The 26477-nt window shown below is 43.6% G+C and carries 23 protein-coding genes; 6 read left to right on the top strand and 17 right to left on the bottom strand.

The features are described 5' to 3' along the window. The coding region (gene nhaR, locus IQO02_RS22045) for a transcriptional activator NhaR (protein WP_228005998.1) at positions 1-430 on the bottom strand (430 nt) is incomplete at its 3' end. A 391-nt stretch (positions 431-821) separates the two neighbouring features. Here nhaR and IQO02_RS04670 point away from each other — a divergent pair. Beyond that, positions 822-1967, top strand: a complete 1146-nt coding sequence (locus IQO02_RS04670; RefSeq protein ID WP_010434827.1) for a Na/Pi symporter — start codon at positions 822-824, stop codon at positions 1965-1967. Between the two features lie 330 nt (positions 1968-2297). Here the strand turns inward: IQO02_RS04670 and IQO02_RS04665 are convergent, their stop codons facing one another. Genes IQO02_RS04665 through rppH form a run of 5 tightly spaced genes read right to left on the bottom strand, consistent with a single transcriptional unit; the run spans position 2298 to position 7608 of the window. Continuing rightward, on the bottom strand, positions 2298-3149 hold the full coding sequence (locus IQO02_RS04665) for a thymidylate synthase (protein ID WP_010434826.1): 852 nt from the start codon (positions 3147-3149) through the stop codon (positions 2298-2300). A gap of 9 nt (positions 3150-3158) precedes the next feature. Further along, positions 3159-3980, bottom strand: a complete 822-nt coding sequence (gene lgt, locus IQO02_RS04660; RefSeq protein WP_010434825.1) for a prolipoprotein diacylglyceryl transferase — start codon at positions 3978-3980, stop codon at positions 3159-3161. Between the two features lie 57 nt (positions 3981-4037). Further along, positions 4038-4829 (bottom strand): sulfite exporter TauE/SafE family protein, encoded by a 792-nt coding sequence (locus tag IQO02_RS04655; protein ID WP_010434824.1) that lies wholly within the window; start codon positions 4827-4829, stop codon positions 4038-4040. An 8-nt stretch (positions 4830-4837) separates the two neighbouring features. Then, complete coding sequence (gene ptsP, locus IQO02_RS04650) at positions 4838-7087, bottom strand: phosphoenolpyruvate--protein phosphotransferase (RefSeq protein ID WP_010434823.1); 2250 nt, start codon at positions 7085-7087, stop codon at positions 4838-4840. Positions 7088-7089: 2 nt separating this feature from the next. Continuing rightward, on the bottom strand, positions 7090-7608 hold the full coding sequence (gene rppH, locus IQO02_RS04645; protein ID WP_004735018.1) for an RNA pyrophosphohydrolase: 519 nt from the start codon (positions 7606-7608) through the stop codon (positions 7090-7092). 616 nt (positions 7609-8224) lie between these two features. On the opposite strand from rppH, the gene mutH reads away from it, so the two are divergent. After that, positions 8225-8890: a DNA mismatch repair endonuclease MutH gene (mutH, locus tag IQO02_RS04640; RefSeq protein WP_010434822.1), complete on the top strand. Its 666-nt coding sequence runs from the start codon at positions 8225-8227 to the stop codon at positions 8888-8890. Between the two features lie 53 nt (positions 8891-8943). Here mutH and IQO02_RS04635 read toward each other — a convergent pair whose 3' ends face one another. From IQO02_RS04635 to xerD, 8 genes are all read right to left on the bottom strand, one after another. Beyond that, positions 8944-9255: a DUF6482 family protein gene (locus IQO02_RS04635; protein ID WP_004735016.1), complete on the bottom strand. Its 312-nt coding sequence runs from the start codon at positions 9253-9255 to the stop codon at positions 8944-8946. Between the two features lie 192 nt (positions 9256-9447). Next, positions 9448-9699: a hypothetical protein gene (locus IQO02_RS04630; protein WP_004735015.1), complete on the bottom strand. Its 252-nt coding sequence runs from the start codon at positions 9697-9699 to the stop codon at positions 9448-9450. 587 nt (positions 9700-10286) lie between these two features. Then, a complete protein-coding gene (gene vpsR, locus IQO02_RS04625) occupies positions 10287-11621 on the bottom strand; it encodes a cyclic-di-GMP-binding transcriptional regulator VpsR (protein WP_010434821.1) in 1335 nt (444 codons plus the stop codon). Between the two features lie 271 nt (positions 11622-11892). After that, complete coding sequence (gene lysS / locus IQO02_RS04620) at positions 11893-13425, bottom strand: lysine--tRNA ligase (RefSeq protein ID WP_010434820.1); 1533 nt, start codon at positions 13423-13425, stop codon at positions 11893-11895. Positions 13426-13523: 98 nt separating this feature from the next. Further along, a protein-coding gene (gene prfB / locus IQO02_RS04615) for a peptide chain release factor 2 (protein ID WP_100208942.1) occupies positions 13524-14622 on the bottom strand; the annotation gives its coding sequence in 2 pieces (ribosomal slippage) (positions 13524-14546 and positions 14548-14622; 1098 coding nt in all). A 236-nt stretch (positions 14623-14858) separates the two neighbouring features. Continuing rightward, the gene (gene recJ, locus IQO02_RS04610; RefSeq protein ID WP_010434818.1) at positions 14859-16595 is read right to left on the bottom strand and encodes a single-stranded-DNA-specific exonuclease RecJ; all 1737 of its coding nucleotides are present in this window, start codon (positions 16593-16595) and stop codon (positions 14859-14861) included. Between the two features lie 80 nt (positions 16596-16675). Next, positions 16676-17455, bottom strand: a complete 780-nt coding sequence (locus IQO02_RS04605; RefSeq protein ID WP_016767734.1) for a thioredoxin fold domain-containing protein — start codon at positions 17453-17455, stop codon at positions 16676-16678. A gap of 26 nt (positions 17456-17481) precedes the next feature. After that, entirely contained in the window at positions 17482-18396 is a 915-nt protein-coding gene (gene xerD / locus IQO02_RS04600; protein ID WP_010434816.1) for a site-specific tyrosine recombinase XerD, read from the bottom strand. A 150-nt stretch (positions 18397-18546) separates the two neighbouring features. On the opposite strand from xerD, the gene fldB reads away from it, so the two are divergent. After that, complete coding sequence (gene fldB, locus IQO02_RS04595; protein ID WP_016767735.1) at positions 18547-19068, top strand: flavodoxin FldB; 522 nt, start codon at positions 18547-18549, stop codon at positions 19066-19068. Between the two features lie 170 nt (positions 19069-19238). Here the strand turns inward: fldB and brnQ are convergent, their stop codons facing one another. Continuing rightward, positions 19239-20552, bottom strand: a complete 1314-nt coding sequence (brnQ, locus tag IQO02_RS04590; RefSeq protein ID WP_010434813.1) for a branched-chain amino acid transport system II carrier protein — start codon at positions 20550-20552, stop codon at positions 19239-19241. Positions 20553-20866: 314 nt separating this feature from the next. Here brnQ and IQO02_RS04585 point away from each other — a divergent pair, with 314 nt between their 5' ends. Further along, entirely contained in the window at positions 20867-21595 is a 729-nt protein-coding gene (locus tag IQO02_RS04585) for a tRNA1(Val) (adenine(37)-N6)-methyltransferase (RefSeq protein ID WP_016783950.1), read from the top strand. 107 nt (positions 21596-21702) lie between these two features. Next, positions 21703-22968 carry an ATP-dependent RNA helicase SrmB gene (srmB, locus tag IQO02_RS04580; protein ID WP_016799155.1) on the top strand — a complete coding sequence of 422 codons (1266 nt, stop codon included), beginning with the start codon at positions 21703-21705 and terminating at the stop codon, positions 22966-22968. A 147-nt stretch (positions 22969-23115) separates the two neighbouring features. On the opposite strand, the gene yaaA is transcribed toward srmB, so the two are convergent. Beyond that, positions 23116-23892, bottom strand: coding sequence for a peroxide stress protein YaaA (yaaA, locus tag IQO02_RS04575; RefSeq protein WP_016783951.1), 777 nt, complete (start codon positions 23890-23892; stop codon positions 23116-23118). A 208-nt stretch (positions 23893-24100) separates the two neighbouring features. Continuing rightward, complete coding sequence (locus IQO02_RS04570) at positions 24101-25528, bottom strand: alanine/glycine:cation symporter family protein (RefSeq protein WP_010434805.1); 1428 nt, start codon at positions 25526-25528, stop codon at positions 24101-24103. Positions 25529-26240: 712 nt separating this feature from the next. Between IQO02_RS04570 and IQO02_RS04565 the strand changes: the two genes are divergently transcribed. Next, positions 26241-26429 carry a DUF3545 family protein gene (locus tag IQO02_RS04565; protein ID WP_010434803.1) on the top strand — a complete coding sequence of 63 codons (189 nt, stop codon included), beginning with the start codon at positions 26241-26243 and terminating at the stop codon, positions 26427-26429. Positions 26430-26477: the final 48 nt, after the last annotated feature.

Genomic DNA, 26477 nt, shown 5'->3' with positions numbered 1-26477 from the left:
CGAGCTTATGTTGAGAGAGTTGTTCAAGAAGCATTTCATGAGTCGATTCAAAACAGCGAAGGTGGATACTGTTATCTTCTGGAATCGTCGACATCAAGATCTTGCTCACGAGCCTTTTTGACAGCGCATCCGCTACACCCACATCAAACAGAATATTTGAGTGCTGGCTGTAATTCACAATATCCAACATTTCATAACTTAAGCCAAACATACGATCAGCATACTTAAACACCAGCTGACCAAGCTCAGTAGGTTCAACACTGCGACCATTGCGCTTAGTTAACTTGCCATCCATGCGCTCTTCTAACGCTTTAATCTGACCTGTAACCGTTTGAGGTGTGAGAAATAGGGCTTCTGCAGCTTTAGTAACAGAACCTTGCTTGCAAACCATCCAGAAGTAATAGAGGTGGTTGTAGTTGAGGTGCGACATAGATGTGCCGTAATAATAAAAGAGAAGATATCCTTTATATCAAATATGACGCACTCACTCAACAAACTCGGAAAAACCTAACTTATACATCGATTACTACTTATTTTTTCGAAGTGTCTAATTTCATAATGTAATATTTAAGCGATTATTTTCAATTTTTTTCTAACTTTTAAGATCTATATCACCTCTCAAAAATCAAAATAAAATCATTTAAAAACAACACCTTAACCAACCACCATTTAAAGTTTTGATATTTAAACAGCAAATCATCACAAAAAAGTCTCACCTAAACCAAAATGTAATATTACTGAAATATTTCCCCTCTAACATCACGCTCAGATTAAACAAACAGACCAAACACAGACTTAAACGGTCCAATGGAGAAAACATTATGAACCAAGCTACTACTGCAGCAGCGCCGATTTCGAGCACTACTCGTTGGCTACGCTGGGCTAACTTGGCATTCATGCTTTACCTACTATTACTTTCAGTTTCAATGGTTGGTACAGGCTTCAAATGGGCAACAGGCGAACAAGCAAAGGTTCTTTTCGAATTTGCTTCACACCCAGTTGCAGGCTTAATGATCGGCTTAGTGGCAACAGCACTTATTCAATCATCAAGTACAGTTACTTCAATTATCGTTGGCCTTGTGGCAGGTGGTTTACCTGTTGAGCTAGCAATCCCTATGATCATGGGTGCAAACATTGGTACAACAGTAACCAATACACTTGTTAGTCTTGGTCATGTTCGTTGTAAAGAAGAATTCAAACGTGCATTCGCAAGTGCGACCATTCACGACTTCTTTAACTTATTAGCCGTCGCTATCTTCCTACCATTAGAGATGGCATTTGGTATTCTAGAGAAAATTTCTCACTGGTTAGTATCACCGATGCTAGCAACAGGTGATATGAGCATGGGTGGTCTTAACTTCATCAAGCCAATCACTAAACCAGTAGTCAGTGCGATTAAAGAACCACTATCAACGTTTGGCGACACTGTAGGCGGCGTCATGCTTATCGTTCTTGGTATCGCAACAATCTTCGTAGCTATCACTGTAATGGGTAAGCTAATGAAGAGCCTGATGGTTGGTCGTGCTCGTGAGATTCTAAAGAATGCAATCGGTCGTGGTCCTATCCACGGTATCGCTTCTGGCTCTATCGTGACTATCCTTGTTCAGTCATCTTCTACGACAACAAGCTTGATGGTTCCGCTAGTAGGCTCAGGTGTTCTTAAAGTACGTGACGTTTACCCATTCACTCTGGGTGCAAACATTGGTACTTGTATTACCGCCCTACTTGCAGCTACAGCAGTATCTGGTGAGTTTGCAGTATTCGCACTACAGATTGCTCTAGTACACTTGGTGTTCAACATCATGGCAACGGTATTCATCTTCGGTATTCCGTTCCTACGTGAACTTCCAGTGAAAGCTTCTGACATCATTTCTGATATGGCTGTGAAGAATAAGTCTGTAGTCGCTGGTTACCTTGTTGCAGTATTCCTTGTACTGCCTGGTACTGTGTTAGCACTGACTGCTTAATAGCTAAAGAATTAGATAGCTTAACCGCTAGAAAGACACATCGCTTATAGCAAAGCCCGCAACCTCCTAGGTTGCGGGCTTTTTCTTTTTAGGAGCCGATGAGGGAAGAAAAAGAAGGTGTGGGATTCGAGTAGCGAGTGACGAAAAGCAAAAGCAGATGCGTGATTCGAGTAAACGAGTAAAAAAAATCGACTCCCCTCATTATCTGCGTTTGATATTTCGTATATCACTGACTCAAATCTAAACACGCTCTTCGTATCTCGTTACCGAGCTACAGGTACAAAAAAAGCCGCACAATGGCAGCCTTTTAATCAAATAAAACGGATTGCATTAAACCGAGAATGGGTACTTAATCGCCTCATGGCATTCGTAACCTTCAACCCAGAAGTCATCCATCGTTACCCATGTTTCTAAATCTTCTAGAGACTTAATCTCAGGATTGATATGGAATGTAGGGCCAGCTAACGGCTCACGCTTCAACTGAACATCGCGCATTGGTGCAAGTTGATCTTCATAGATATGAGCGTTAACAAGCTTGTGGTAAGCCACGCCCGCCTTCTTGCCGGTGATCTGCGCCATGATAGCGAGGAACACATACACTTGAACCATATTGAAATTCAAACCTAGAGGGACATCACAAGAGCGCTGAGTACTATTTAGGTACAGGGTGTCACCAAGCAGAGAGAAGTGGTGGCTGTACATACACGGACGCAAACAACCCATGTGAAACTCGCCTGGGTTGTAGAAGTTTAAAATCTCGCCACGGTCATCAATACCGTTAGTTAAATCATCAACAATCTTCTTCAGTTGGTCGATATGACCGCCGTCAGGTTTTGCCCATGCACGTCCTTGAACGCCGTAAACACGGCCCATGTCGTCTTCACCCTTGCGGTAAGGATTATTCAGCCATGCCTCGTTCAGGTTCGAATTCGCATCCCAGGTTTTAGTCCCTAGCTTGCGAAAATCTTCAGCATTATCGTAACCACGGATATAACCAAGCAGTTCAGCAACTGCCGCTTTCCAAAAGCTTTTACGCGTTGTTACCAGTGGGAATTGGTTATTACCAACATCATATTCAAGGTCAGCATTGATCACAGTTAGGCAGCGCTTGCCAGTGCGTTCATTTTCAATCCAAGTACCGTCATCAACGATACGCTGACAGAGGTCTAAATACTGTTTCACACCAGTTCCTTACTTCGTTTGTTGTGGTAATTCATCTTTGTAGTGACCACGCTTGTATGCCCACACCATCATCAGCACACCGATGATAACCATTGGCAGTGACAAAATTTGTCCCATAGAGATAAATCCACCGAACAAACCTAGATGAGCATCAGGTTCACGTACGTATTCTACTAAGAAGCGGAATGTACCATATCCTGCGAGGAATAACCCTGACACAGAACCAAGAGGACGCGGCTTTTTGATAAACCAGTTCAAGATGAAGAACAGCACAATACCTTCAAGCGCCATCTCGTAAAGTTGAGATGGGTGACGAGGAAGTGGACCACCATTAGGGAATACGATTGCCCATGGCACATCAGTCACACGGCCCCAAAGCTCGCTGTTCATGAAGTTACCTAAACGCCCCATGCCCAAACCAAATGGAACCAATGGCGCGATCATGTCAGCTACACCAAAGAAGGTTCGACCGTTCTTTTTCGCATACCAGAACATCGCAGTGATAACACCAAGCAAACCACCGTGGAAAGACATACCACCCGTCCATACCTTAAAGAGGTAAAGAGGATCTGCTAGGAAAAGGTCAAAGTTATAGAAAAGTACGTAGCCAATACGACCGCCAAGTACTACACCTAGAAAGCCTGCAAATAACAAATCTGATACTTGCTCTCGGGTCCAACCACTGTCTGGTTGATCAGCTCGGCGATTTGCTAGCCAAAGAGCAAACATAAAGCCAACAAGGTACATTAAGCCATACCAGCGAACTGAAATTGGTCCTAGTTCGATAAGAACAGGATCGATATTTGGGAATTCGATAAAACCCTGAGACATACGTGGCTCTCTATCTAAATTGAATAACGGTCAGCTCAGCAGCTGACAAAAAAGACACTACAGCAGCATTGTAGCTGCTATAAACATTAAAAATATTGCAAAGAATTTCTTTAGCACGGGAGTTGGCAATTGCGTCGCCAGTTTCGCACCAACTCGAGTAGTTAGAACTGAAGTACAAGATATTGCGACCAAAGCTGGTAGGTAAACATAGCCCAAACTAAACGCTGGAAGATCATCTACAGACGAACCATGCCAAATAAACCCGAGCATTCCTGAAATAGCAATAACAAAGCCGCACACCGAAGAGGAACCCACGGCCTTGCGCATTTCTACACCATGATGGTTAAGAAAAGGCACAGATAAAGATCCACCACCAATACCAGCCAAGCTTGAGACTAAGCCAATACCGCCACCACATAACATCGTTTTTGCAGAGCCTGGCATCGCTTTCTGACTCGTAGAACGAATCGATAACAGCATTTGTAATGCCAATACCAATACAATCACACCAAAGACTTTCGGTAGATATTGAGCTGGAATGATGTCGGCGACAAAAGAACCGAGAAAACCACCCACGACCACACCTGGCATCAACCATTTAACGACAAATATCTCTACGTTACCCAACTTTAAGTGGTTAATCGCAGACGATCCTGACGTAACAATAATGGTTGATAACGAAGTCGCCAATGCCATCTGCATCGCAAACTCTTGAGGGATGCCCGCTTTAGGAAGCAAAAACAATAAGGCAGGCACCACCAGCAAGCCACCGCCAATGCCCAGCAAACCCGCTAAAACACCAACAACAGCACCAAGACCTGCTAACAAGCCTATTAGTTCATATGACACGTCAAATCCTATTTTTTACCTGCTCGAATGAAGCCTGTAAATTCACGCTCTTCGAAATAGTTGAGCATCATACTATAGATGTCACGACCATACGGTTTTGAAAGTGCCTTATTTGCTAAATCCTGTAATTCACTCAGGTTAGATTGGCGAATCAAGTATTTGGTTCTAGCGACATTTGAGGTATTCATACTTAACGTTTCGTACCCTAGCCCAATCAACAGTAATGCGCCCATAGGATCACCAGCTAGCTCGCCACAAATACACACAGGTAATTGATATTGCTTACATGTATCATGAATTTGTTTTAATGCCATGATCACCGCAGGGTGCATGGATTCATAGACATCAGATACGCGGGAATTGTTCCGATCAACCGCCAATAAATATTGGGTTAAGTCATTGGTACCCACAGAAACAAAATCGACCTTGTCTGCGATTAACGGCAGCAAATACAGCATTGATGGCACTTCGATCATGATACCAATGCGAGGCATGCGTACTCTATTATCAAGCTCGTGTACTTCATCGTAAGCCTGTTCTATAAGCTGAACCGCATCATCCAGCTCTTGAGCACCCGAAATCATTGGTAATAGGATACTTAAATTCTGACTATCACAGCTCGCACGCAACATGGCGCGTAGTTGAATAATAAAGATATCTGGGTGATCGAGTGTAAAACGAATACCACGCCAGCCAAGAAACGGATTGTCCTCTTCAATCGGGAAATAAGGTAATGCCTTATCACCACCAATATCCAACGTACGCATCACCACTTGCTTCTCGGGATAGCTCGATAATACAGAACGGTACTGCTTGAACTGTTCGTCTTCTGACGGGAATCTCTGCTGTAACAAGAAAGAAATTTCCGTTCGATACAAGCCTACGCCGTCAACCCCTTGGTTAATCGCTATATTAGTATCCGCACTCAAACCAGCATTGAGCAAGATCTCTATTTGCTGATCATCTTGCGTTCTTGCTGGTAAATATAATTCTCGGTTGACCATAGAAGAGAGTTCACTTTCTTCTAGAATCAGCCCTTGGTATTCACTAAGTAAGTTATGACTCGGCTCAATAAAAATCTCACCGCTATACCCATCGACAATCGCTTGCTTACCATTAGCTTGGGCAAGGTTGAAATTGACCCCCATCACCGAAGGAATGCCAAGCGCACGAGATAAGATCGCTGCGTGAGAGTTCGCCGCCCCTTCCAAGGAAATGACCGCCAACAATTTTTCTTTTGGAATAGACGCCAAAACAGAGGCCGTTAGTTCACGTACCACCAGAATAATGGGCTTGTCTAACGTGCGGAGTTCATGCTCAGAGTTATGAAGGAAATACAGCAGCCTTTGTCCGAGCTCTCGAATGTCTTGTGCTCTCTCGCGAAGATAGACATCAGACATACGAGCAAAGCGATTAGAGTAACTTTCAACAACTTGTCTTAGTGCCCAATCAGCTTTATCGCCCTTCTGAATTTGGCTTTTCAGATCCTTACGCAACATGGGATCGTTGAGTAAGTGAGTAAACAGGTCAAAGATCGCCAACGCATCTTTGTTTATTTCGCTGTCCAAACGCTTGCGCATGCGCTTAAAGTCATTCAGAGCATTTTCGACAGCAACCGCCAGCAACTCATGCTCTCTTTCAACATTAAGCGTCGAAGCCGGATAAACATCGGTTAATTCAGGTTGCGTGTTGTCCCACCACAAATCACCAATCGCTACACCTGATGACGCTGCGATACCTTTCGTCGCCGGCAACTTTTGTTGTTCTAATAACCAATGACCTTGGGTTTGGGCATGCGCCACAATAACCGCAAGTTGTGCTGAAAGAGTGACAAGGAAAGACTCTTCCATTTCACTGAATAAACGAGGAGATTTCTGTTGAATAACCAAAACACCAAGCACTTGCTTGCGATGGATAATCGGAGTACCGAGAAAAGAGTGATAAACCTTTTCTCCCAACTCCGGAAAAAATTTATAAGCAGGGTGAGCAGACGCTTGTGCAAGGTTGATAGGTTCAGCGCTTCTTTTAACAAGGCCAACCAGGCCTTCGTCAAAACCAATGTGAATACTATTGCCTTTGAAGATCAGGCCTTGAGTTGCCATCAACTCAAGGCGCTGCATATCATTATTTGCCAAATACACGGTGCAACATTCCGTCTGCATCGCACTGCATGTCTCTTTAACTAAAATATCAAGAGCCGTCGACACATCTTCAACTCTTGATACGTGTTCAACTATTTCCCTTAGTTGACTGAGCATGCTTAACCTCTACGCAATTTGCGTTTTCCTTTTGTTTTTCGCTCTTTAAACGGCATTGCCAAAGATGCGAATTCTTTCATCGCTCGACGGTACACATCTCGCTTAAAAGAAACAACTTGTCGAACAGGGTACCAGTAACTCACCCAACGCCAACCATCAAATTCAGGTGTACTTCCACGCTGCATATTGATCTGCGATTCATCGCAATCTAAGCGTAAAAGGAACCACTTCTGTTTTTGTCCAATACAGACAGGTTTAGAATCCCACCGAACCAGTCGTTTGGGTAGCTTATAGCGTAACCAATGACGACTTGTCGCGACGATCTTTACATCCTTTTTAGTAAGGCCAACCTCTTCATACAACTCACGGTACATTGCCTGTTCCGGAGTTTCACCTTCATCTATTCCCCCTTGAGGGAATTGCCATGAATGTTGCCCGTATCGTTTAGCCCAGAAGACCTGACCATGGTTGTTACAGATTACAATACCAACATTTAATCGGTAACCATCGCCATCTATCACTGGCCAACCTCTATCTAAATTTTTAATTACTCTGATTTTTCCACATATCCCCAATCGGAGCAAACTTAGTGACGTGATAAGCGCTATATTTATGAATATTAACTACGAATATGGATAAGTTTTGCTCAAATTCTAGTTACCCACACAATAGTGAGACATAGACCACATTTATTCACCTTTTCTGTGAATAACTATGTGAAGAATTCCCCGCAATCGTTTTTTTTAATCCATAGATTCATCAACACCTTAAACAACAAATCAATTATCAACATTTTAAACCATTAAAAATCAACAAATTAAAATCATAATCATAATTTTAAAAACATTTAGAAAGCAAAAGATCTTTCAAAAATCGAACGTGGTTAAAGATCAACCACTCAGGTGTTTATCCACACTAGCAACTGAAAGATTCATTTTGCCCCCTATTTAGCAAGCATTTTATCCACCACAAACCCCTGTTTATTTATACACTAAATTAATATTTCAATTAATTACCTTTATGTCCTGTGGATAACCACGAGTTTGATCCCTTTTTAAGTAAGGAGATCATTTCTTAACCAGTCGTCATATGGTGATAACTTCTGGTAAAATCGTTTTTTTGATTATGCTTTTTATTATGAAACCAGAACCACAAACACAACAAGAGCTATTAGACAGAGCGTATACTATTGCAGGGATGACCTTCAAAGAGCTCTCCGATGAAGCCGAGATGGTGATGCCAAGCGACCTTAAGCGTGATAAAGGTTGGGTTGGGCAGCTGTTAGAATGGCATTTAGGTGCACCCGCTGGCAGTAAGCCAGAACAGGATTTTGCAAAGCTGGGCATCGAACTTAAAAGCATTCCGATTGGTTATTCTGGAAAGCCACTCGAAACAACGTTTGTTTGTGTTGCGCCACTGATGGGCGTACAAGGCATAACATGGGAAACTAGCCACGTTAGAAATAAACTGTCTAAAGTGCTGTGGATCCCAGTTGAAGGAGAAAGAGAAATCCCGTTGGCAGAAAGGCATGTTGGTTCACCTTTATTATGGACGCCAAGCCAAGAAGAAGATGAACTTCTAAAAAGAGATTGGGAAGAGCTGATGGAGTTGATTGTTTTAGGCAATGTTGAACAGATAACAGCAAGGCACGGTGAAGCACTCCATTTACGCCCTAAGGCCGCAAACAGTCGTGTGTTAACGGAAGCTTACGGTGCAAGCGGTAAACCCATAAAAACCAAACCTCGTGGTTTTTACTTAAGAACCCAGTTCACCCATAAACTGCTGACTGCACACTATGCATAACTGTCGAGAACGAAAGTCGAACATACTGATTATAAGTACGCTGTAAATTCCCTCTAATGAGGTTTAAGCGCTAATTCAATATCGCAGTAACTCTGGCTAGGTTCATTACCAAACTCATCATACGCGTTGTGCAAGCGAAGGTAAGCCTTTTCAAAGCCGAGCCGGAGTAACTCCTCTTTCACTTGATCCAAGGATCCAAAGTGAAGCGGCTCGCCGTCTTGCTTTACAGGTTCTAGCTTGTGTTTGTACTCCACCGCCAATAGATACTCTGAGATATCAGAACAACCAATAACGTACACTTTGGGTGTTTGATAAGAGTCTTTGTGCTCTCCATGTAACCACATGTCTAATTGATGCTTTTGCATAACCGTCCTCCCCTGCTCTTTAAAGAGTAGTAGAACTCTTTTCCTTTACTAGGTAACGACTTAAAAAAGCAAAAAAGAGAAGCAAGTGCTTCTCTTTTTTGGCCAGTTCTAATTCAAAAGTTTGCACTTTCGACGCCATAACTATCACTGTGATTTATCCTAGGGGTTGAAAGGTGCTATCAACCCCGCAGATTACGTCGGTATTCGCGCACTTAAGACACGACGAAGGTGACGTACTCGACGTTCAATCGTAACAACTTCGGGTTCAGAAAAACCAATAGGTCGACCATCGGCTTCAAGACCAATATCTCTTAGTAAGTGAGTATTGTTCCATGGTAGATCATATGAACTGCGACGAACTTTTCGTTGCCATTCACGCTCTTCACGACGAAGGTCTGCACGGATAAGGACTGTTGCTAATTTTAAATATACTGAGTGACGCATAATAACTCTCCAGTTGTTGAATAAACTGAGGAAAAATAGCGTGTTAGATCGTATGAGGGTTTCTCACTTAGCTGCTATTTTTCCGCAGCCAAATAAGGATACGGATCTATTAGTTAGGTTTATCTTGGGTGTTTCGATCGGCCATGGCTGATGTTTGTGACATAACAGTCACCATGTCAGAACACGGATCAAACGAAGCGCAAATATGCTGTATAAAATCGAAATGTTTCATTTGCGCCTCCAAGCTAACTAAAAAATCCAAAAAGAAATGGGGTAGTGAAAGCAGACAAGTCTTTGTTAAAACGCTGCTTTCACGGTTAAAGTCTAACCAAGTGAGTATATTATTCAACCGCTAATTGGCTCACATTTTTAAAACAATGCATTCACCTGGAATATCAGTTGCATATTCATTTATATATAAGATATTCACTATTATTATATAAAATCACAGAACATATCTCTTAGTGACCTAGGGGGCATCTCTCAATTGTTCGAATGTGAACACAGCGACTAACAACAAAAAGAGCCACGCATGATGCGTCGCTCTTAAATTTACACTAACAGATTGAATCACTTAGCAAAGAATTCTAAATAACGCCCTCAGAAATAAGGCTGTGTTTATTCAATAAACGGTACATCGTTGCTCGTGATACTCCGAGCTCCTTAGCAGCCAACGAGACCTGTCCACCGTAAGATTCCAATACAATCAACAATGCATCGCGCTCTGAACGCTCACGAATGCTTTTCAAACTGCGACGTTCATCATTCTGTTTTGGTAAATCAAGTTGGTGATCTTCTATGATCACGGCATCCGACATCAGAACAACACGCTTTATCTGATTCATCAGCTCACGAACGTTGCCTGGCCAGTGGTAGCGATTCATTGAACGAATAGCATCCTCTGAGAAACTCTTAGCCTGAGCATTAAACTCTTTCGAGTACTCACGTAAGAAATGATTCGCTAACACAGAAATATCGCTCACACGCTCTTTCAGACTCGGAACATGAATACGCAACACATTAATGTAATGATACAATTCTTCATTGAAGTCACCTTCAATCAATGCTTTTTCGATATCAGAAGAGTTCGCCGCCAGAATACGTACATCGATAGATTTTGGCCCTGCCGCAGTTTCAATTTTGCCTTCTTGTAAAAAGCGAAGTAGATTCAATTGTTGATTACGGGGCATCGCCAACACATCATTGAGTAAGATAGTTCCGCCGTCTGCTTCTTCTAATATACACGGTGCCGAAGTTTGCTGTGTTGAAATACCAAACACTTCAGCTTCTATTCTCATTTCAGACAAGGCACGGCAATTAACCGTTAGAAATGGATTCTGTGCTCGCGAAGAGTTTTGATGAATAGAACGTGCGATCGTCTCTTTACCTGCCCCACTCTCTCCGTAAATTAAGATACTGACATCAGTAGGCCCAATGCGCTTTACTTGGTCTCTCAAGCGCTTCACAGCCACAGAGTCACCCAATAGGCCCATATTGTTGTTAATGCCGTAGTTTGGCCATACTTTCTGCTCAAGCTTGAGCATACCCAACTGGTGACCAATAGTACTCAGTAGCTGAGCATCAGGGATTGGTGCCGTGAAAAAGTCGATACAGAAGTTAACGATAAATTGGCAGATCGTATCAGAGCTCAATTGAGATTCACGAATAAAGGCGAGCCATCGCACCTGCTTGTTATTGCTTACGAGGTTAGCAATACCGTTAAGACTAAACTCATCATGGCTAAGATCAACAATACCGATACATGGACCAATGTCAGCAATCAAGGCATCGGCTTTTCGTAGATCTGCACACTGGGTACACTGCCAACCCACTTGTTCTAACACTGATAACCAGGGTTCGTACGCACCACCAACCACGATAAGAGAACCTGGTAAGGAATCCATCTTAAATTGAGTTCCCATCCTTCTTCCTTATTCTATTTTTATTTAAATCAGACTAATACGAGTTTAATGCTGATAACTCTACAAAATGCCACGAGATCGTATTCAGCGCCGAGGCGTATAATAATGAGACTATCTTAGATTTTTCGTCTCAATAGTAAGACTATGTCAGAAATAGTGATTTTTCGAATCAAGAGTGCGGTGCAAGCAAGGTTTTAAAGTCATAAAAGCAGAAAAGCCACCCGAAGGTGGCTTTTCAATTAACGCGTTTGTTACAAACCATAAGCGAAAATTACGCTTGTGGGCGCATTGCCGGGAACAAAATCACATCACGAATTGTGTGCGTGTTTGTAAATAGCATCGCTAGACGGTCGATACCGATACCTTGACCCGCTGTTGGCGGTAGGCCGTGCTCTAGTGCTGTAATGTAGTCTGCATCGTAGTACATAGCTTCATCATCACCCGCGTCTTTCGCGTTAACTTGCGCTTTGAAACGTTCGTCTTGATCTTGTGCATCGTTAAGCTCAGAGAAACCGTTCGCGACTTCACGGCCACCGATGAAGAACTCAAAACGGTCTGTGAAGAATGGGTTGTCATCGCTACGACGTGCTAGAGGAGAGATGTCCGCTGGGTAGCCAGTGATGAACGTTGGTTGAATTAGCTGAGGCTCAGCCGTTTCACCAAAGATCTCTTCAAGAAGCTGACCACACGTCCAAAACTTCTCAACGTACAGACCTACTTCTTCTGCAATTTTAACCATCAATTCTCTGTTCTGAAGATCATCTTCAGTCAAAGCTTGAATGTTTGCATTTTCAGGAGTGTAGTGTTTGATTGCATCGAACATGCTCATGCGAGCGTAAGTGCCACCGAACTCAACTGTTTCCTCACCGTAAGGCATAGAAGTAGAACCAAGAACGTCCATTGCAGCTGTGCTTAGCATCTCTTCCGTTAGATCCATTAGATCTTTGTAGTCAGAGTACGCTTGGTAGAATTCCATCATTGTGAATTCTGGGTTGTGACGTGGAGAAAGACCTTCGTTACGGAAGTTACGGTTGATCTCGAATACACGGTCAAAACCACCAACTACTAGACGCTTAAGGTAAAGCTCAGGTGCAACGCGTAGGTACATGTCGATGTCTAGTGCGTTGTGATGAGTGATGAATGGACGTGCTGTTGCACCGCCTGGGATCACGTGCATCATTGGCGTTTCAACTTCTAGGTAGCCTTTTGAGCTCATGAAGTTACGGATTGAAGACACAAGCTTCGAACGCACGATGAATGTGTTACGAGAGTCTTCGTTCACGATTAGGTCAACGTAACGCTGACGGTAACGCATCTCTTGGTCAGTTAGACCGTGGAACTTCTCTGGCAGAGGACGAAGTGCTTTCGTTAGCAATTCAAACTCTTCCATGTTCACGTAAAGGTCGCCTTTACCTGATTTGTGAAGCGCACCTTTAACACCGATGATGTCACCGATATCTAGGCCTTGGTACTTCTCTTTTAGTACTTTTTGAACGTCTTTCGCTGCGTATGCTTGGATACGACCAGAAGTTTCTTGAATCGCAAGGAATGGACCACGCTTCGCCATAATACGACCAGCGATCGCAACGATGTGGTTAAGCTCTTCGAGCTCTTCCTTAGTCTTCTCACCGAATTCCGCTTGAAGGTCGCCAGCTAGGTGCTCACGACGGAAGTCATTTGGGTGACCGTTAGCTTTGCAGTTTTGGCGGATGTGATCCAGCTTGCTGCGGCGCTCAGCGATTAGTTTGTTCTCTTCAGGTGAAGAAGCTTCTTGTGCGTTTTCGTTTTGAACAGCATCAGTCATTAGAGATGTACCCTGCTTTTATAATTTGGACAGCTATATTTTTTCAAATATAGGCATTTTTACCAATATTATTGGTAAAGCTTAATAGTTGATAAAGCTTACAGACCTGATTTCAGGCTAGCTTCAATAAACTTGTCTAAGTCACCGTCAAGAACCGCTTGAGTGTTACGGTTTTCGATGCCGGTGCGTAAATCTTTGATACGAGAATCATCCAGTACGTAAGAGCGGATCTGACTGCCCCAACCGATGTCTGATTTCGTTTCTTCGCTCGCTTGTTTTTCAGCATTTTGTTTTTGAATCTCAAGTTCAAAAAGCTTAGCACGTAGCTGCTTCATCGCTTGATCTTTGTTCTTATGCTGCGAACGGTCATTCTGACACTGAACCACGGTGTTAGTCGGAACGTGAGTAATACGTACCGCTGATTCCGTGGTGTTTACGTGCTGACCACCAGCGCCAGAGGCACGGTATACATCAATACGTAAGTCAGAAGGATTAATGTCGATCGTAATGTTGTCATCAATCTCAGGATAGATAAACGCAGAGGCAAATGAAGTATGACGACGACCACTTGAATCAAATGGTGACTTACGAACTAGACGGTGAACACCAGTCTCTGTACGTAACCAACCGTAAGCGTACTCACCAGAGATACGTACCGTTGCACCTTTAAGGCCAGCAACATCACCATCAGACACTTCGATAACTTCAGTCTTGAAGCCTTTCGAATCAGCCCAACGTAAGTACATACGCAACATCATTGAAGTCCAGTCTTGAGCTTCTGTACCGCCCGAGCCTGACTGTAAATCGATGTAGCAATCTGATGCATCGTGATCACCAGAGAACATACGACGGAATTCCAGCTTCTCTAGCTTAGCTTCAAGCTCGGCGAGTTCTGGTTCAATCTCATCGAACGTTTCTTGATCTTCTTCTTCAACCGCAAGCTCTAATAGGCCATCAACATCCTCAACGCCTTGGTCAAGTTGGTCGATTGTTTCTACTACCGCTTCCAATGCAGAACGTTCTTTACCTAGCGCTTGAGCACGCTCAGGTTCGTTCCATACATCCGGTTGTTCTAATTCTGCGTTTACTTCTTCTAGACGCTCTTTCTTAGCGTCATAGTCAAAGATACCCCCTCAGGATATTTGTGCGCTCAGACACATCCTGCAGACGGTTTTTTATAGGATTGATTTCAAACATTTTAGCTCATCATTTATGAGTAGAATTTAACCGAAGAATTGTACTCAAAAGTGTGACGGAGATACAGAATTTTTTAGAGCGGTGAACCAAGATTCAATAACTTAATGGGATATAAAATTGACAGGCAGAAAAAACACGTAAAATTTGTAAGGGAAGGAAAGAGAACAAGCTCTGTTTTTGAACAAAGCTTGTTGAATTTGGCGCTATATGATGAGAATTGTTGAGTCTAAAAAGAACTATTTGGCCTCGATGTAATCAATCATCAGCTGCAAAGATTGGTTGCCACGAAACTCGTTAATATCGAGCTTAAATGCAAGGTGCACAGTTTTCACCGAAGCATCAGGCCAGCGGCGTAGGTCCACATTAAAGGCGATACCATCAATCATCACATTGGTCGGGTGACCTTTGTAGAGCGGCTCCAACATCAACTTAAGATGTTTTTCACCCACCAACTTTTGATGCAGTACTTTAAATTCACCATCGAAGATTGGCTCAGGGAAAGCTTGTCCCCACGGACCACCTGAACGAAGCGTTTCGGCGGTGTGCATTGAGAACTCTTCAGGTAACAACTCACCATCAGACAAGATAATGCCCTTCAGTGCTGTTTCTCCAAGCTCATTCTTCACGACATCGTTAAACAGCTTACTGAAGCGATCAAAGTCCTTTTCCATAATCGTTAAGCCTGCCGCCATTGCGTGACCGCCAAACTTAAGAATCAAACCTGGGTTTTGAGTGTCGATTCGGTCCAACGCATCACGCATATGTAAACCCGGAATCGAACGACAAGAGCCCTTTATGCTCCCTTCCCCACCATCAGCGAAAGCAATCACTGGACGATGGTATTTATCTTTGATGCGCGAAGCCAAGATACCAATCACACCTTGATGCCAATCACGCTGGAACAACGCTAAACCCGAAGGCAGATCGTCTTTACCAAACTCAAGGCGCTCACAAAAAGCCATCGCTTCTTGCTTCATACCCTCTTCGATCTCTTTACGTGTTTGGTTCAAACCATCCAGCTCACTCGCCATTCGACGTGCAGCATGGATGTTGTTACTCATTAGCAACTCAACACCAAAAGACATATCGTCCAGTCTGCCGGCCGCATTAATGCGAGGACCAAGTGCAAAGCCAAAATCAGATGCGACTAAACGCTTAGCGTCTCGCTTGGCAATTTCAATCAAAGCTTGAATACCCGGACGAGCTTTACCTGCACGAATACGCTGCAACCCTTGATGTACCAAAATTCGGTTGTTTTCATCAAGCGGGACTACATCGGCAACGGTGCCCAGAGCCACAAGGTCAATCAGTTCCATCAACTTAGGCTCTGTCATGCCGCGTTCTGCAAACCAATTCAACTTACGCATATGAACACAAAGCGCCATCATCAAATAAAAGGCGACACCAACCCCCGCTAAAGCCTTTGATGGAAAAGCGCAGCTTTCAAGGTTCGGATTGACCATCGCATCGACGATGGGCAACTCATGACCCGGTAAATGATGGTCAGTAACTAAAACTTCTAATCCTTTCTCTTTAGCAAAACGAACCCCTTCAATCGAAGAGACACCGTTGTCGACCGTCATGATGACCTCAGCGCCAAGTTCGATAGCCTGCACGACAACTTCAGGACTCAAACCATAGCCATCTTCAAAACGGTTTGGTACCAGATAATCAACATTCGAACTACCCAGCATGCGCAGTGCCAATACCGACAAAGCAGAACTGGTCGCACCATCAGCATCAAAATCACCAACGATAATAATGCGTTTTTGCTGCTGAATGGCTTTGAACAATAATTCAACCGCAGCATCGATACCACCCAGTTTTTGATAAGAGTGTAGGCCTTTCGCTGCTGTCTCTAATTGGTCGGCACTGTTGATTCCGCGACTCACATAGATGCGCTTTAACAAGTCAGGTAAATGAGCAGGTAAAACTGAAGTATCGACCTCAGGACGGCGTTGGATCTCTATCATATAAAAATGGGCCCGATATCAATCAGGCCACTCCTTAAATCAAAAACATGGGGAATATGTTGGTAATACAGAAATGAAGATTACTGCTCTAAACGTTGAAGCAGTTGTGCTGGTGGTAAGTAACCACTCACCAATTCACCACTTGCTAGCACGATAGCTGGAGTGCCATTAATACCAAGCTCACGGCCTAATTGGTATTGCTTAGCGATGATCTGCTTTTGCTCTGCTAGGTTTTTACCAGAAGCTGGCATTTGACGATTGACTTTCGCATCGTGCATGGCTTCTTTTGGATCGTCAGAAGCCCAAATTGCCGCCATTTGGTCGGCAACTTGTCCAGTTGCGCCTTGGCGCGGGTAAGCCATGTAGCGAACAGTAATTCCTAAGTCGTTATAGCCTTGCATTTGGCTATGCAGACGAACACAGTAACCACACGTAATGTCAGTAAATACAGTCACAAAGTACTTTTCATTATCGGCTTTATATTCGATAACCGTATCTGACATTGCCGCGACTTTTTCAGCATTCAACGGCGCTTGACGCTCAGCCAAAACATCACTGAACTTGCCGTTGTCGTCCAAAGAGTAAAGAGTACCCGCGATAAAATGATCACCTTCTGGAGAAGAAAAGATAATGCCGCTGTTCGTTTGAACCTCCAGCAGGCCATCAATATCTGAAGGAACGATCTTATCGACTTTAATACCGATTTTTTCAAAGCGCTTAGTTAACGCAGCGGTATCAATAGCTTGAGCTGAAGCAACTTCTACGGCTGTTGATGTTGGTTCTACTTTCGCTTCTGATGCATTACATGCAGTAATCATAAGAGGAAACGCTAATAGAGGAAGACGGCGTAATACGCTCATTAAGTTCACCTTAAAAATAAATGGATTTAAGCACGTGGATGATGCTGAGCGTGAATTTGCTTCAGCCTCTCGGTCGCCACGTGAGTATAAATTTGGGTTGTCGATAAGTCACTATGCCCCAGCAACATCTGTACGACCCTGAGATCTGCGCCATAGTTCAGTAAATGCGTGGCAAAAGCGTGTCTTAATACGTGTGGTGACAGTAATTCAGTATCAATACCAGCCACAACTGAATAGTGCTTAATACGATACCAAAACGTCTGACGGGTCATTTGCTTGGCACGCTTGCTCGGAAAAACCACATCAGAGCTATTGTCGCCGAGTAGTTGTGGGCGACCTTGTTCAATAAAAGTCTCTATCCAATCCACGGCATTTTCGCCCATGGGAACCAAGCGTTCTTTACCGCCTTTACCGATAACACGTACTACGCCTTGTCTTAAGCTGATGTTTTCCATGGTTAAGCTGACCAGTTCCGTAACACGTAAACCCGTCGCATAGAGTAATTCAAGCATCGCCTTATCACGAAGCTCAATAGGATCGTTCGGATCAGGCGCTTCAAGCAAGGCATCAACCTGTTCTTCGCTCAAATCTTTCGGTAAGCGTTGCGGCAACTTAGGGCTGATCAACAAGGCACTGGGATCATCTCCTCGAATTTTCTCGCGGTGTAAATATTGAAATAAGCGACGAATTGCCGACAGCATGCGAGCACGAGAAGTCTGCTTAAAATCAGCGTCAGCTAACCAGCCTTGATAATCCTGTAAACCAGAAAGGCTAATGAAGTCGAGGCGATAATTGTTCTTTTCCATCCACGCTAATAACTTGGATAAATCAGTACGATACGAGACGAGGGTATTTTCAGATAATCCTCGCTCCATCCACATAGCATCTAAAAACTGCTCAACGAGACCGTGGTCTGCGCTCTGCCCTTGAGGCGACTGCATAGTGTTACTCACAATATTGGAAACTGTTTTGAGAGTATGCCAGAGCAAATATGAATGCCATAAAAATTACGACTTGAGCGGATAATCGCTGCAATCGAAGTCGATTTATGGTTAGAATTCGCCATCTGAAATTAAAATCGAACGTTTGCTATGAAAATTGGATTATTTTACGGCTCAACCACCTGCTACACAGAAATGGCAGCAGAAAAAATTCGCGGCATAATTGGTGAAGACCTAGTTGATATCCATAACGTGAAAGAAACCCCTCTTTCATTGATGGCGGACTACGACCTTTTGTTGCTAGGGATTTCTACTTGGGATTTCGGTGAAATTCAAGAAGATTGGAATGAGCTGTGGGAAGACATCGCAACCACGCCAATGAAAGGCAAGGTTGTGGCTCTGTTTGGTCTAGGTGATCAAGAGGGCTACGGTGAATGGTTCTTAGATGCGATGGGACTATTGCATGATGAACTGAAAACCGCAGGCGCTGAATTTGTCGGCTTCTGGCCAAACGATGACAGCTACGAGTTTGAAGCATCTAAAGCGTTAACGGAAGACAAATCTCAGTTCGTCGGCTTAGCTCTGGATGAAGATTCACAGTACGAACTCAGCGACGAACGCATCGCAACTTGGGTTGAACAAGTACTCGTCGAGTACAGCGAAAAGCTTTAAGTTCAGTTTTCTTAAAGCTAAGCGTTAAGAATTAAGCGCGAGTTTCTAACCCTAAGCCGAAAAAACATGATCGATTAGATACAAAAAGGCCTCATCACTGCAAAGTAATGAGGCCTTTTCTATTCAACTTTATATTGAATACGGGCTAACGATTTAATCTTAACGGAAGATTAAACAGTCTCTTCAGCCATCTCTTGCTCTGTTGCTTTACCAACAAAGAACATACAGATGATTGCTGCAGTCGTTGGCAATAACCAACCCATACCGAACTCAAATAGCGGAAGCATGTTAAGTGCAGATACATCGATACCCGCAACTTTAGCGCCATCAATAAGAGCAAACATCAGTGACACTAAAACAACCACACGGTAAGCCGCTTTTGGATTAGGGAAGCGGCTGCGCAAGAACGTCAGTGCTACCAATGCGATTGCTACTGGGTACAGTGCAAACAGTACTGGAACAGATAGAGAAATCAGCTGAGAAAGGCCAACGTTCGCAACGGTTGCACAAGCTACACCATTGATGATTACCCAAGTCTTGTAAGACAGAGGTGTTAGCGAGCTGAAATAATCAGAACATGCTGAAACAAGGCCGATTGCCGTTGTTAGACATGCTAGCAATACGATCACTGAAAGTACTAGCTGACCAGATGGGCCAAATAGTGATTGAACGTAAAGGCTTAGGATAGCACCGCCATTGTCAGCACCTGCAGCTACTGTTGCACTCGTTGCGCCTAAGAAGAACAAAGAGATGTAAACAAACGCTAGACCAGCTGCAGCAATACAACCTGCGCTGATTAAATACTTAGTCGTTGCCGCGCGATCAGTAATTCCTTTGCTGCGAATCGCATCAACAATCAGCATGCCGAACATCAAAGAAGCAAAAGTATCCATGGTGTTGTAACCTTCAAGGAAACCTTTGGTTAGTGGCTGAGTGATATATTCTCCGTGTGCCGCAAAAATGTCGCCTTGAGGGTTAACAAACACAGCAATCGCCAATACAACTAAACCAACGAATAGTACAGGTGTAAGCACCTTACCAATAACGTCGATTAGCTTACCTTGAGACCATGAGAAGAACATCGCTACAACAAAAAATGCAATCGAAAAGAACGTAAGGTGAGCTTGAGAGGCATCGATGAAGAACGGTTTCACCGCCATCTCATAAGCAACAAGACCGGTACGCGGTGCAGCAAATGCAGGACCAATGATAATAAAGATCAGCACAGCCATAATGGTAGCTGCTCGCTTAGGAAGATCTTTGGTTAGATGACCCCAAGAGCCACCAGCCACAGCCACAGCAACGATAGTGATTAATGGCAGACCAACGGCGGTCAGCAAGAAACCAAACATCGCTGGAAGGAAATGGTCACCAGCTAATTGACCAGCAAGAGGTGGGAAGATGATGTTACCCGCACCTAAGAAAAACGCAAAAAGCATAAAGCCCAATGCCATTATATCTGTTAGTTTTAGACTCTGTTTCACAGATAATCCTTAATTATATTTATGAGTTTATGTTGTGCTTACATGAATGTTACAGCTCAAAGCTGCCAATCAATCTATAAAATAGTCGCGCATAATGACGAAACACTTGGCTAGCTGCAAGTCACCACAAAAAAACACCATATAAATTTGCATATGAGAACCAAAAGCAGTGGATTCCACTGGATACAGAAAAATAGACGCAATTATAAACTAACCACAATTCACAACAATAGCTTTCCAAACAGAACATTGATTCATACAACTAATTAACATTAGAGCTAATCACTTAAAAATTCTCGATACTCAGAACATTCATGAAAGACAAAACAATAGAAACCAAAAGCTTCAATTTTAAAAAATTCTCTATTTACGGTGGACAAAGCGGCATGCCCGTTAGCACCGATGGCGTACTACTTGGAGCGTGGACTAACCTTGCACCGAAATCATCGGTACTCGACATAGGGACAGGAACTGGCTTATTAGCCTTGATGACGGCACAACGCTATGAAGATGCCTCTATCTTTGCGATCGATATTGATCTGCACGCGATTGATGCGGCGACAATCAACATTGAGCAGTCGCAGTGGCAAGATCGCATCTCTCTTCATCATGGCAGTGTGTTAACGGCGGATTTTTCACAAAGATTTGATGCGATTATCTGTAACCCACCCTACTTCAACTCTGGTGAACAGGCGCAGCAAAGCCAAAGAGCAACGGCCAGACATACAGGAAGCTTGGAGCACCTTCAGCTTGCCCTGCGTTGTTTCGAACTTACCACAGAAAATGCAACCGCAAGCTTCATACTGCCGACTCCAGAAGGAGAAGGTTTCATCAAGCTTGCCCAGCAATGTGGTTGGTATCTAGCAAAACGCCTTGATGTGAAAACAACAAATAAAAAACCCGCTAGCCGAATTTTGTTTGAGTTATCTAAAGATCCTGCTTGCGAGCAAGATTTGCAGTGTGAATCGCTCACGATCCACAACAATAATGGTTATAGCGAGGCATTTATTGCCCTTACTAAAGATTTTTATCTCAAGATGTAGCAAATACCATGTGATCCTAATCACTAATGCTTCTATAATGTCCGACTACTCTTTTTTATCGTCTGCTTTTTGAGGCAGAAACATTTATTGCTTGTGGAGAAACAACAGTGATCAGAACCTTTGCAGAACTCGATCTAAACCAAGAGCTGCTTAAAGCAATTGACGAAATGGGCTACGAACGCCCAACACAGATACAAGCTGAAGCAATCCCACAAGCGTTAGATGGAAGAGACGTTTTGGCTTCTGCGCCAACAGGTACTGGTAAAACAGCATCATTTGTATTGCCAGCACTGCAATACCTACTGGATTTCCCACGTAAGAAATATGGCCCTGCACGTATGCTTATCCTAACGCCAACGCGCGAGCTGGCAATGCAGATCACCGAACAAGCACGTGAACTTGCTAAATACACCAGCCTGAACATCTTCACGATCACGGGCGGTGTGATGTACCAAGAGCACGCAGATATCTTAAGTACAACTCAAGATATCGTAGTCGCAACACCTGGTCGTTTAATGGAATACATTGAAGGTGAGCGTTTCGATTGTCGTGCGATTGAATGGTTAGTTCTGGATGAAGCAGACCGCATGCTAGACATGGGCTTTGGTCCTGTCGTTGACCGTTTGTCAGCAGAGTGTCGCTGGCGTAAACAAACTTTACTGTTCTCAGCAACACTAGAAGGTAAAGGTATTGAGGGCTTCACTGAAGATCTACTTAAAAACCCAGCGGAGATCGATGCTAAATCATCGCTTCGTGAGCGTAAGAAGATCACTCAGTGGTATCACCGTGCCGATTCAGCTAAACACAAACTTGATATCCTAAAACATATCATCACTGAACAAGCTGAGCGCAGCATCATCTTCTTGAAAACTCGTGATCGCCTAGGTGATCTACGAGCTCAACTTGAAAGCGCGCAAATCCCATGTGCATGGATCCAAGGTGAAATGCCTCAAGATCGCCGTAACAATGCGATTGCTCGTTTTCGTGACGGTTCGGTAAACGTACTTCTCGCGACTGACGTTGCTGCACGTGGTATCGACCTTCCAGACGTAAGCCACGTAATCAACTACGACATGCCACGTACTGCTGATGTCTACCTGCACCGTATTGGCCGTACTGCTCGTGCTGGTAAAAAAGGTAACGCGGTTTCTATCATTGAAGCGCACGACCAGCTGATGATTGAGCGTGTAGCTCGTTACACTGAAGAACCGATCAAAGAGCGCTTTATCGAAGGTATGCGTCCAACACATAAGAAAGCGGCCGTGACTAAGAAGAAGAAACCGAAGAAAGAAGACAAGAAAGCGGTAGAGAAACAAAAAATCGCGAAGAAGAAAAAAATCGCGAAGAAAAAGAAAGCAGCAAAGAAGAAATAATCTAACTGCTTCAACGATTCCATAAAAAAGCCCCATGCAGTTCGCAGCATGGGGCTTTTCTTTGTCTGGCCTGTTATCTGGCTAAATAATTCGTCTCTAATTTTAATTACAGGCTAAAGCCGAGACTAACTCGTTAGCCAAGGGCTGCTAGTTTTGCTCTTCACGCTTGAAAACAAGCTCTTTCGCATTCGACTCTTCTTCAACGAAATAGTAACCCGCCGTATCAAATTGAGTTAGCGCTTCTACCGAATCAATTTTGTTCTCGATAATGTAGCGAGCCATCATGCCGCGCGCTTTCTTCGCGTAGAAACTGATCACCTTGTATTGACCGTTCTTACAATCTTTAAATACTGGGGTAATCACTTGGCCGTCAAGGTTCTTTGGCTTCACGGCTTTAAAGTATTCGTTCGACGCTAGATTGATCAGCACATTATCACCCTGAGCATTCAACGCTTCATTGAGCTTGTCTGTGATGATGTTACCCCAGAACTGATACAAGTTAGTACCACGAGCATTCGCCAAGCGTGTCCCCATCTCTAGGCGGTATGGCTGCATCAAATCTAACGGCTTAAGCAAACCATATAACCCAGAAAGCATGCGCAGGTGGTTTTGTGCGTAGTCAAAATCTTCATCCGATAAAGTCTCAGCGTCTAGGCCAGTGTAGACATCGCCCTTAAAGGCTAGGATTGCTTGGCGTGCGTTGTCTTGGGTAAAAGTCTCGCTCCACTGCTCAAAGCGCGCTACGTTCAACCCTGCGATTTTATCGCTGACTTTCATCAGTGCAGAAACATCTACTGGCGTCAGCTTACGGCACTCTTCAATCAGCTCAGCAGAGTGTTCAACAAACTCAGGCTGACTAAAGCGTTCAGTCGCTAATGGTGATTCGTAATCAAGTGTTTTGGCTGGAGAAACGACAACTAACATAACTTTACCCTAATCGGTTATCTAACTGGATGCTGCTAGAGTATAGAAAAAACATCAACTTGTCTTTATGACTCTTCCTATTACTTCGATAGGGAGAATGAGCTTTGATAGACAGAATTAGGCAAATGACAGGCAAAGAAAAAGGCTAAGGTCGAAACCTTAGCCTTTCTAATCACTTTAGGATGAGCTGTTTATCGCTCCAACAAGATTACTTCTTGTTGTTGTCCCAAATACCGTCTTCCAGCTGAGACTTAAGCTCTGGGAAGTCATTCGAATCAAATGTTGGTACTTTACCTGCGTCTAGTTGACGGTTGTAGTCTTTCGCTAGCTTAATCACGATACCCGATAGCAGGATAATCGCCGCCAAGTTTACAATCGCCATTAGGCCCATCGATACGTCAGCCAGTGCCCATACTGTTGGCAATGTCGCTAGAGAACCGAACATAACCATACCCAGAACAACGATACGGAATAGCACTAGGCCTTTCTTGTTGTTGTGCTCAAGGAAGATAAGGTTCGTTTCAGCGTACGAGTAGTTTGCAATGATTGAAGTGAAAGCGAAGAAGAAAATCGCTACCGCTACAAAGATGCCGCCCCATTCGCCCACTTGTGCCGTTAGTGCACGTTGCGTGAGTTCGATACCCGTTACTTCACCATGTGGTACATACTCACCAGACATTAGGATGATTGCTACTGTTGCTGAACAGATAACAATTGTGTCCATGAATACGCCTAGCATTTGCACGTAACCTTGCGATGCTGGATGCGGTGGGTAAGGCGTAGCAGAAGCTGCTGCGTTTGGCGCAGAACCCATACCCGCTTCGTTCGAGAACAAACCACGTTTGATGCCGTTAATCATTGCTTGTGCGATCGCGTAACCTAGGCCACCCGCGGCTGCTTCTTGCAGACCAAAAGCACTCTTGAAGATAAGAGCCAGAACTTCAGGCACTTTCTCAATGTTCATTAGCATTACGTAGATAGCGATAGCTAAATAAGCCAGTGCCATGATTGGAACAATGATTTCTGCAGTACGAGCGATCTTACGGATACCACCGAAGATAACGAATGCAGAGATAATTACGATACCAACACCAACGTAGCCGCGCTCAAAGTCGAATGCCGTATTCATTGCGCTTGCAATTGCGTTTGCTTGAACCGCGTTGAATACTAGACCAAATGCGATGATTAGGAAGATAGAGAATAGAACCCCCATCCAACGCATGCCTAGGCCTTTCTCCATGTAGTATGCAGGGCCGCCACGGTAGTTACCGTCGTTATCACGCGTTTTGTATAGCTGTGCTAGAGTGCTTTCAGCAAATGATGTTGCCATACCTAGCATGGCGATTAGCCACATCCAGAAGATAGCACCAGGGCCACCGGCGGTTAGTGCTACAGCAACACCTGCCATGTTACCTGTACCGACACGAGCAGCAAGACTAGTACAAAGAGCTTGGAAAGAAGAGATACCAGCACTGTCTGCTTTACGGCTGTTTCTGAGAACAGAGAACATGTGGCCGAAATGGCGGAATTGAATGAAGCCTAGTCGTACAGTGAAGTAGATACCCACACCAACGAGTAAGTAAACTAAGATAGATCCCCAAAGGAGATCGTTCATCAAATTGATTAAGTCTGTCACGTGAACCTCGTAATTGAGTTTAAGCACTGATCTTGCTTCCGAGCCTTCCTCTAGATCACCTATGCCAGTGTCAATAGTTGTGTCGGCATTAGTTTTATATTTATTTGCTGCGATCTAGATTGTAAATGTCGCTTCATGCATCCATTTTACGTATCAGTGTATTTTTTGACGGGCGGATAATGCAGCGAGACGGCCTAAAAATCAATATGCAATAGAATTTATATTTAAATGACATTTCACTAATAACACACCTTTTGTTAACACAATTCTCAACAATTAAGCCCAATAAAAGTCACATTACCGGGACATAATATCAACAAAAATCAGTCCTCCAACAAAACAAGGACGCCATGTTATATAAATACCGTCAGCCTAGGCTTTACAAGGTATAGTGAAGATATGTGCATTTTTCTAGAACAATGAGATTCCCATACCGCGCAGCGCAGTGTGCAACTGAATGCACCACTGTCAGAATGCTATCCCTTTCGCACAATGAATTAACATTCAATAACCACTAATTTAATCGTTTACTCATGTTTGTTTGCTCATTTTTTGTACACAAAAATCACCACAATGTGTGAGCATGCATAAAAAAATAGAACAAAAGCTTCATGGATTTGAAACAAATGAGAAACAAATCAAGGTTATTGTAGACTTAAATATGATATTTAATGGTTCGTAAGAACGAGTCCCACGGAAGGAGATATGGCTTATGGATAGCTTTCAATTTGATGAAATATCAGAACTAGAAATACCTCGTGCAACTCAAAAAACACGCTCCAAACCACTCAAGCGTAAATGGCGTGAAATCGAAGCAATCAACGACCGTAGACAGCTTGAAAAAGAGTTGAGAGAGATGAACCTAGGCCTCGACTTCAGCCTCGACGATATAAAGCTTTAATCAGCACGACAATAGAATAAAAACTAAAAGGCACCTATAAAGGTGCTT

This window comes from Vibrio sp. OPT24, from assembly GCF_015163545.1.
Lineage (GTDB): Bacteria > Pseudomonadota > Gammaproteobacteria > Enterobacterales > Vibrionaceae > Vibrio > Vibrio cyclitrophicus.
This window is presented reverse-complemented; position numbering and strand designations above follow the sequence as displayed.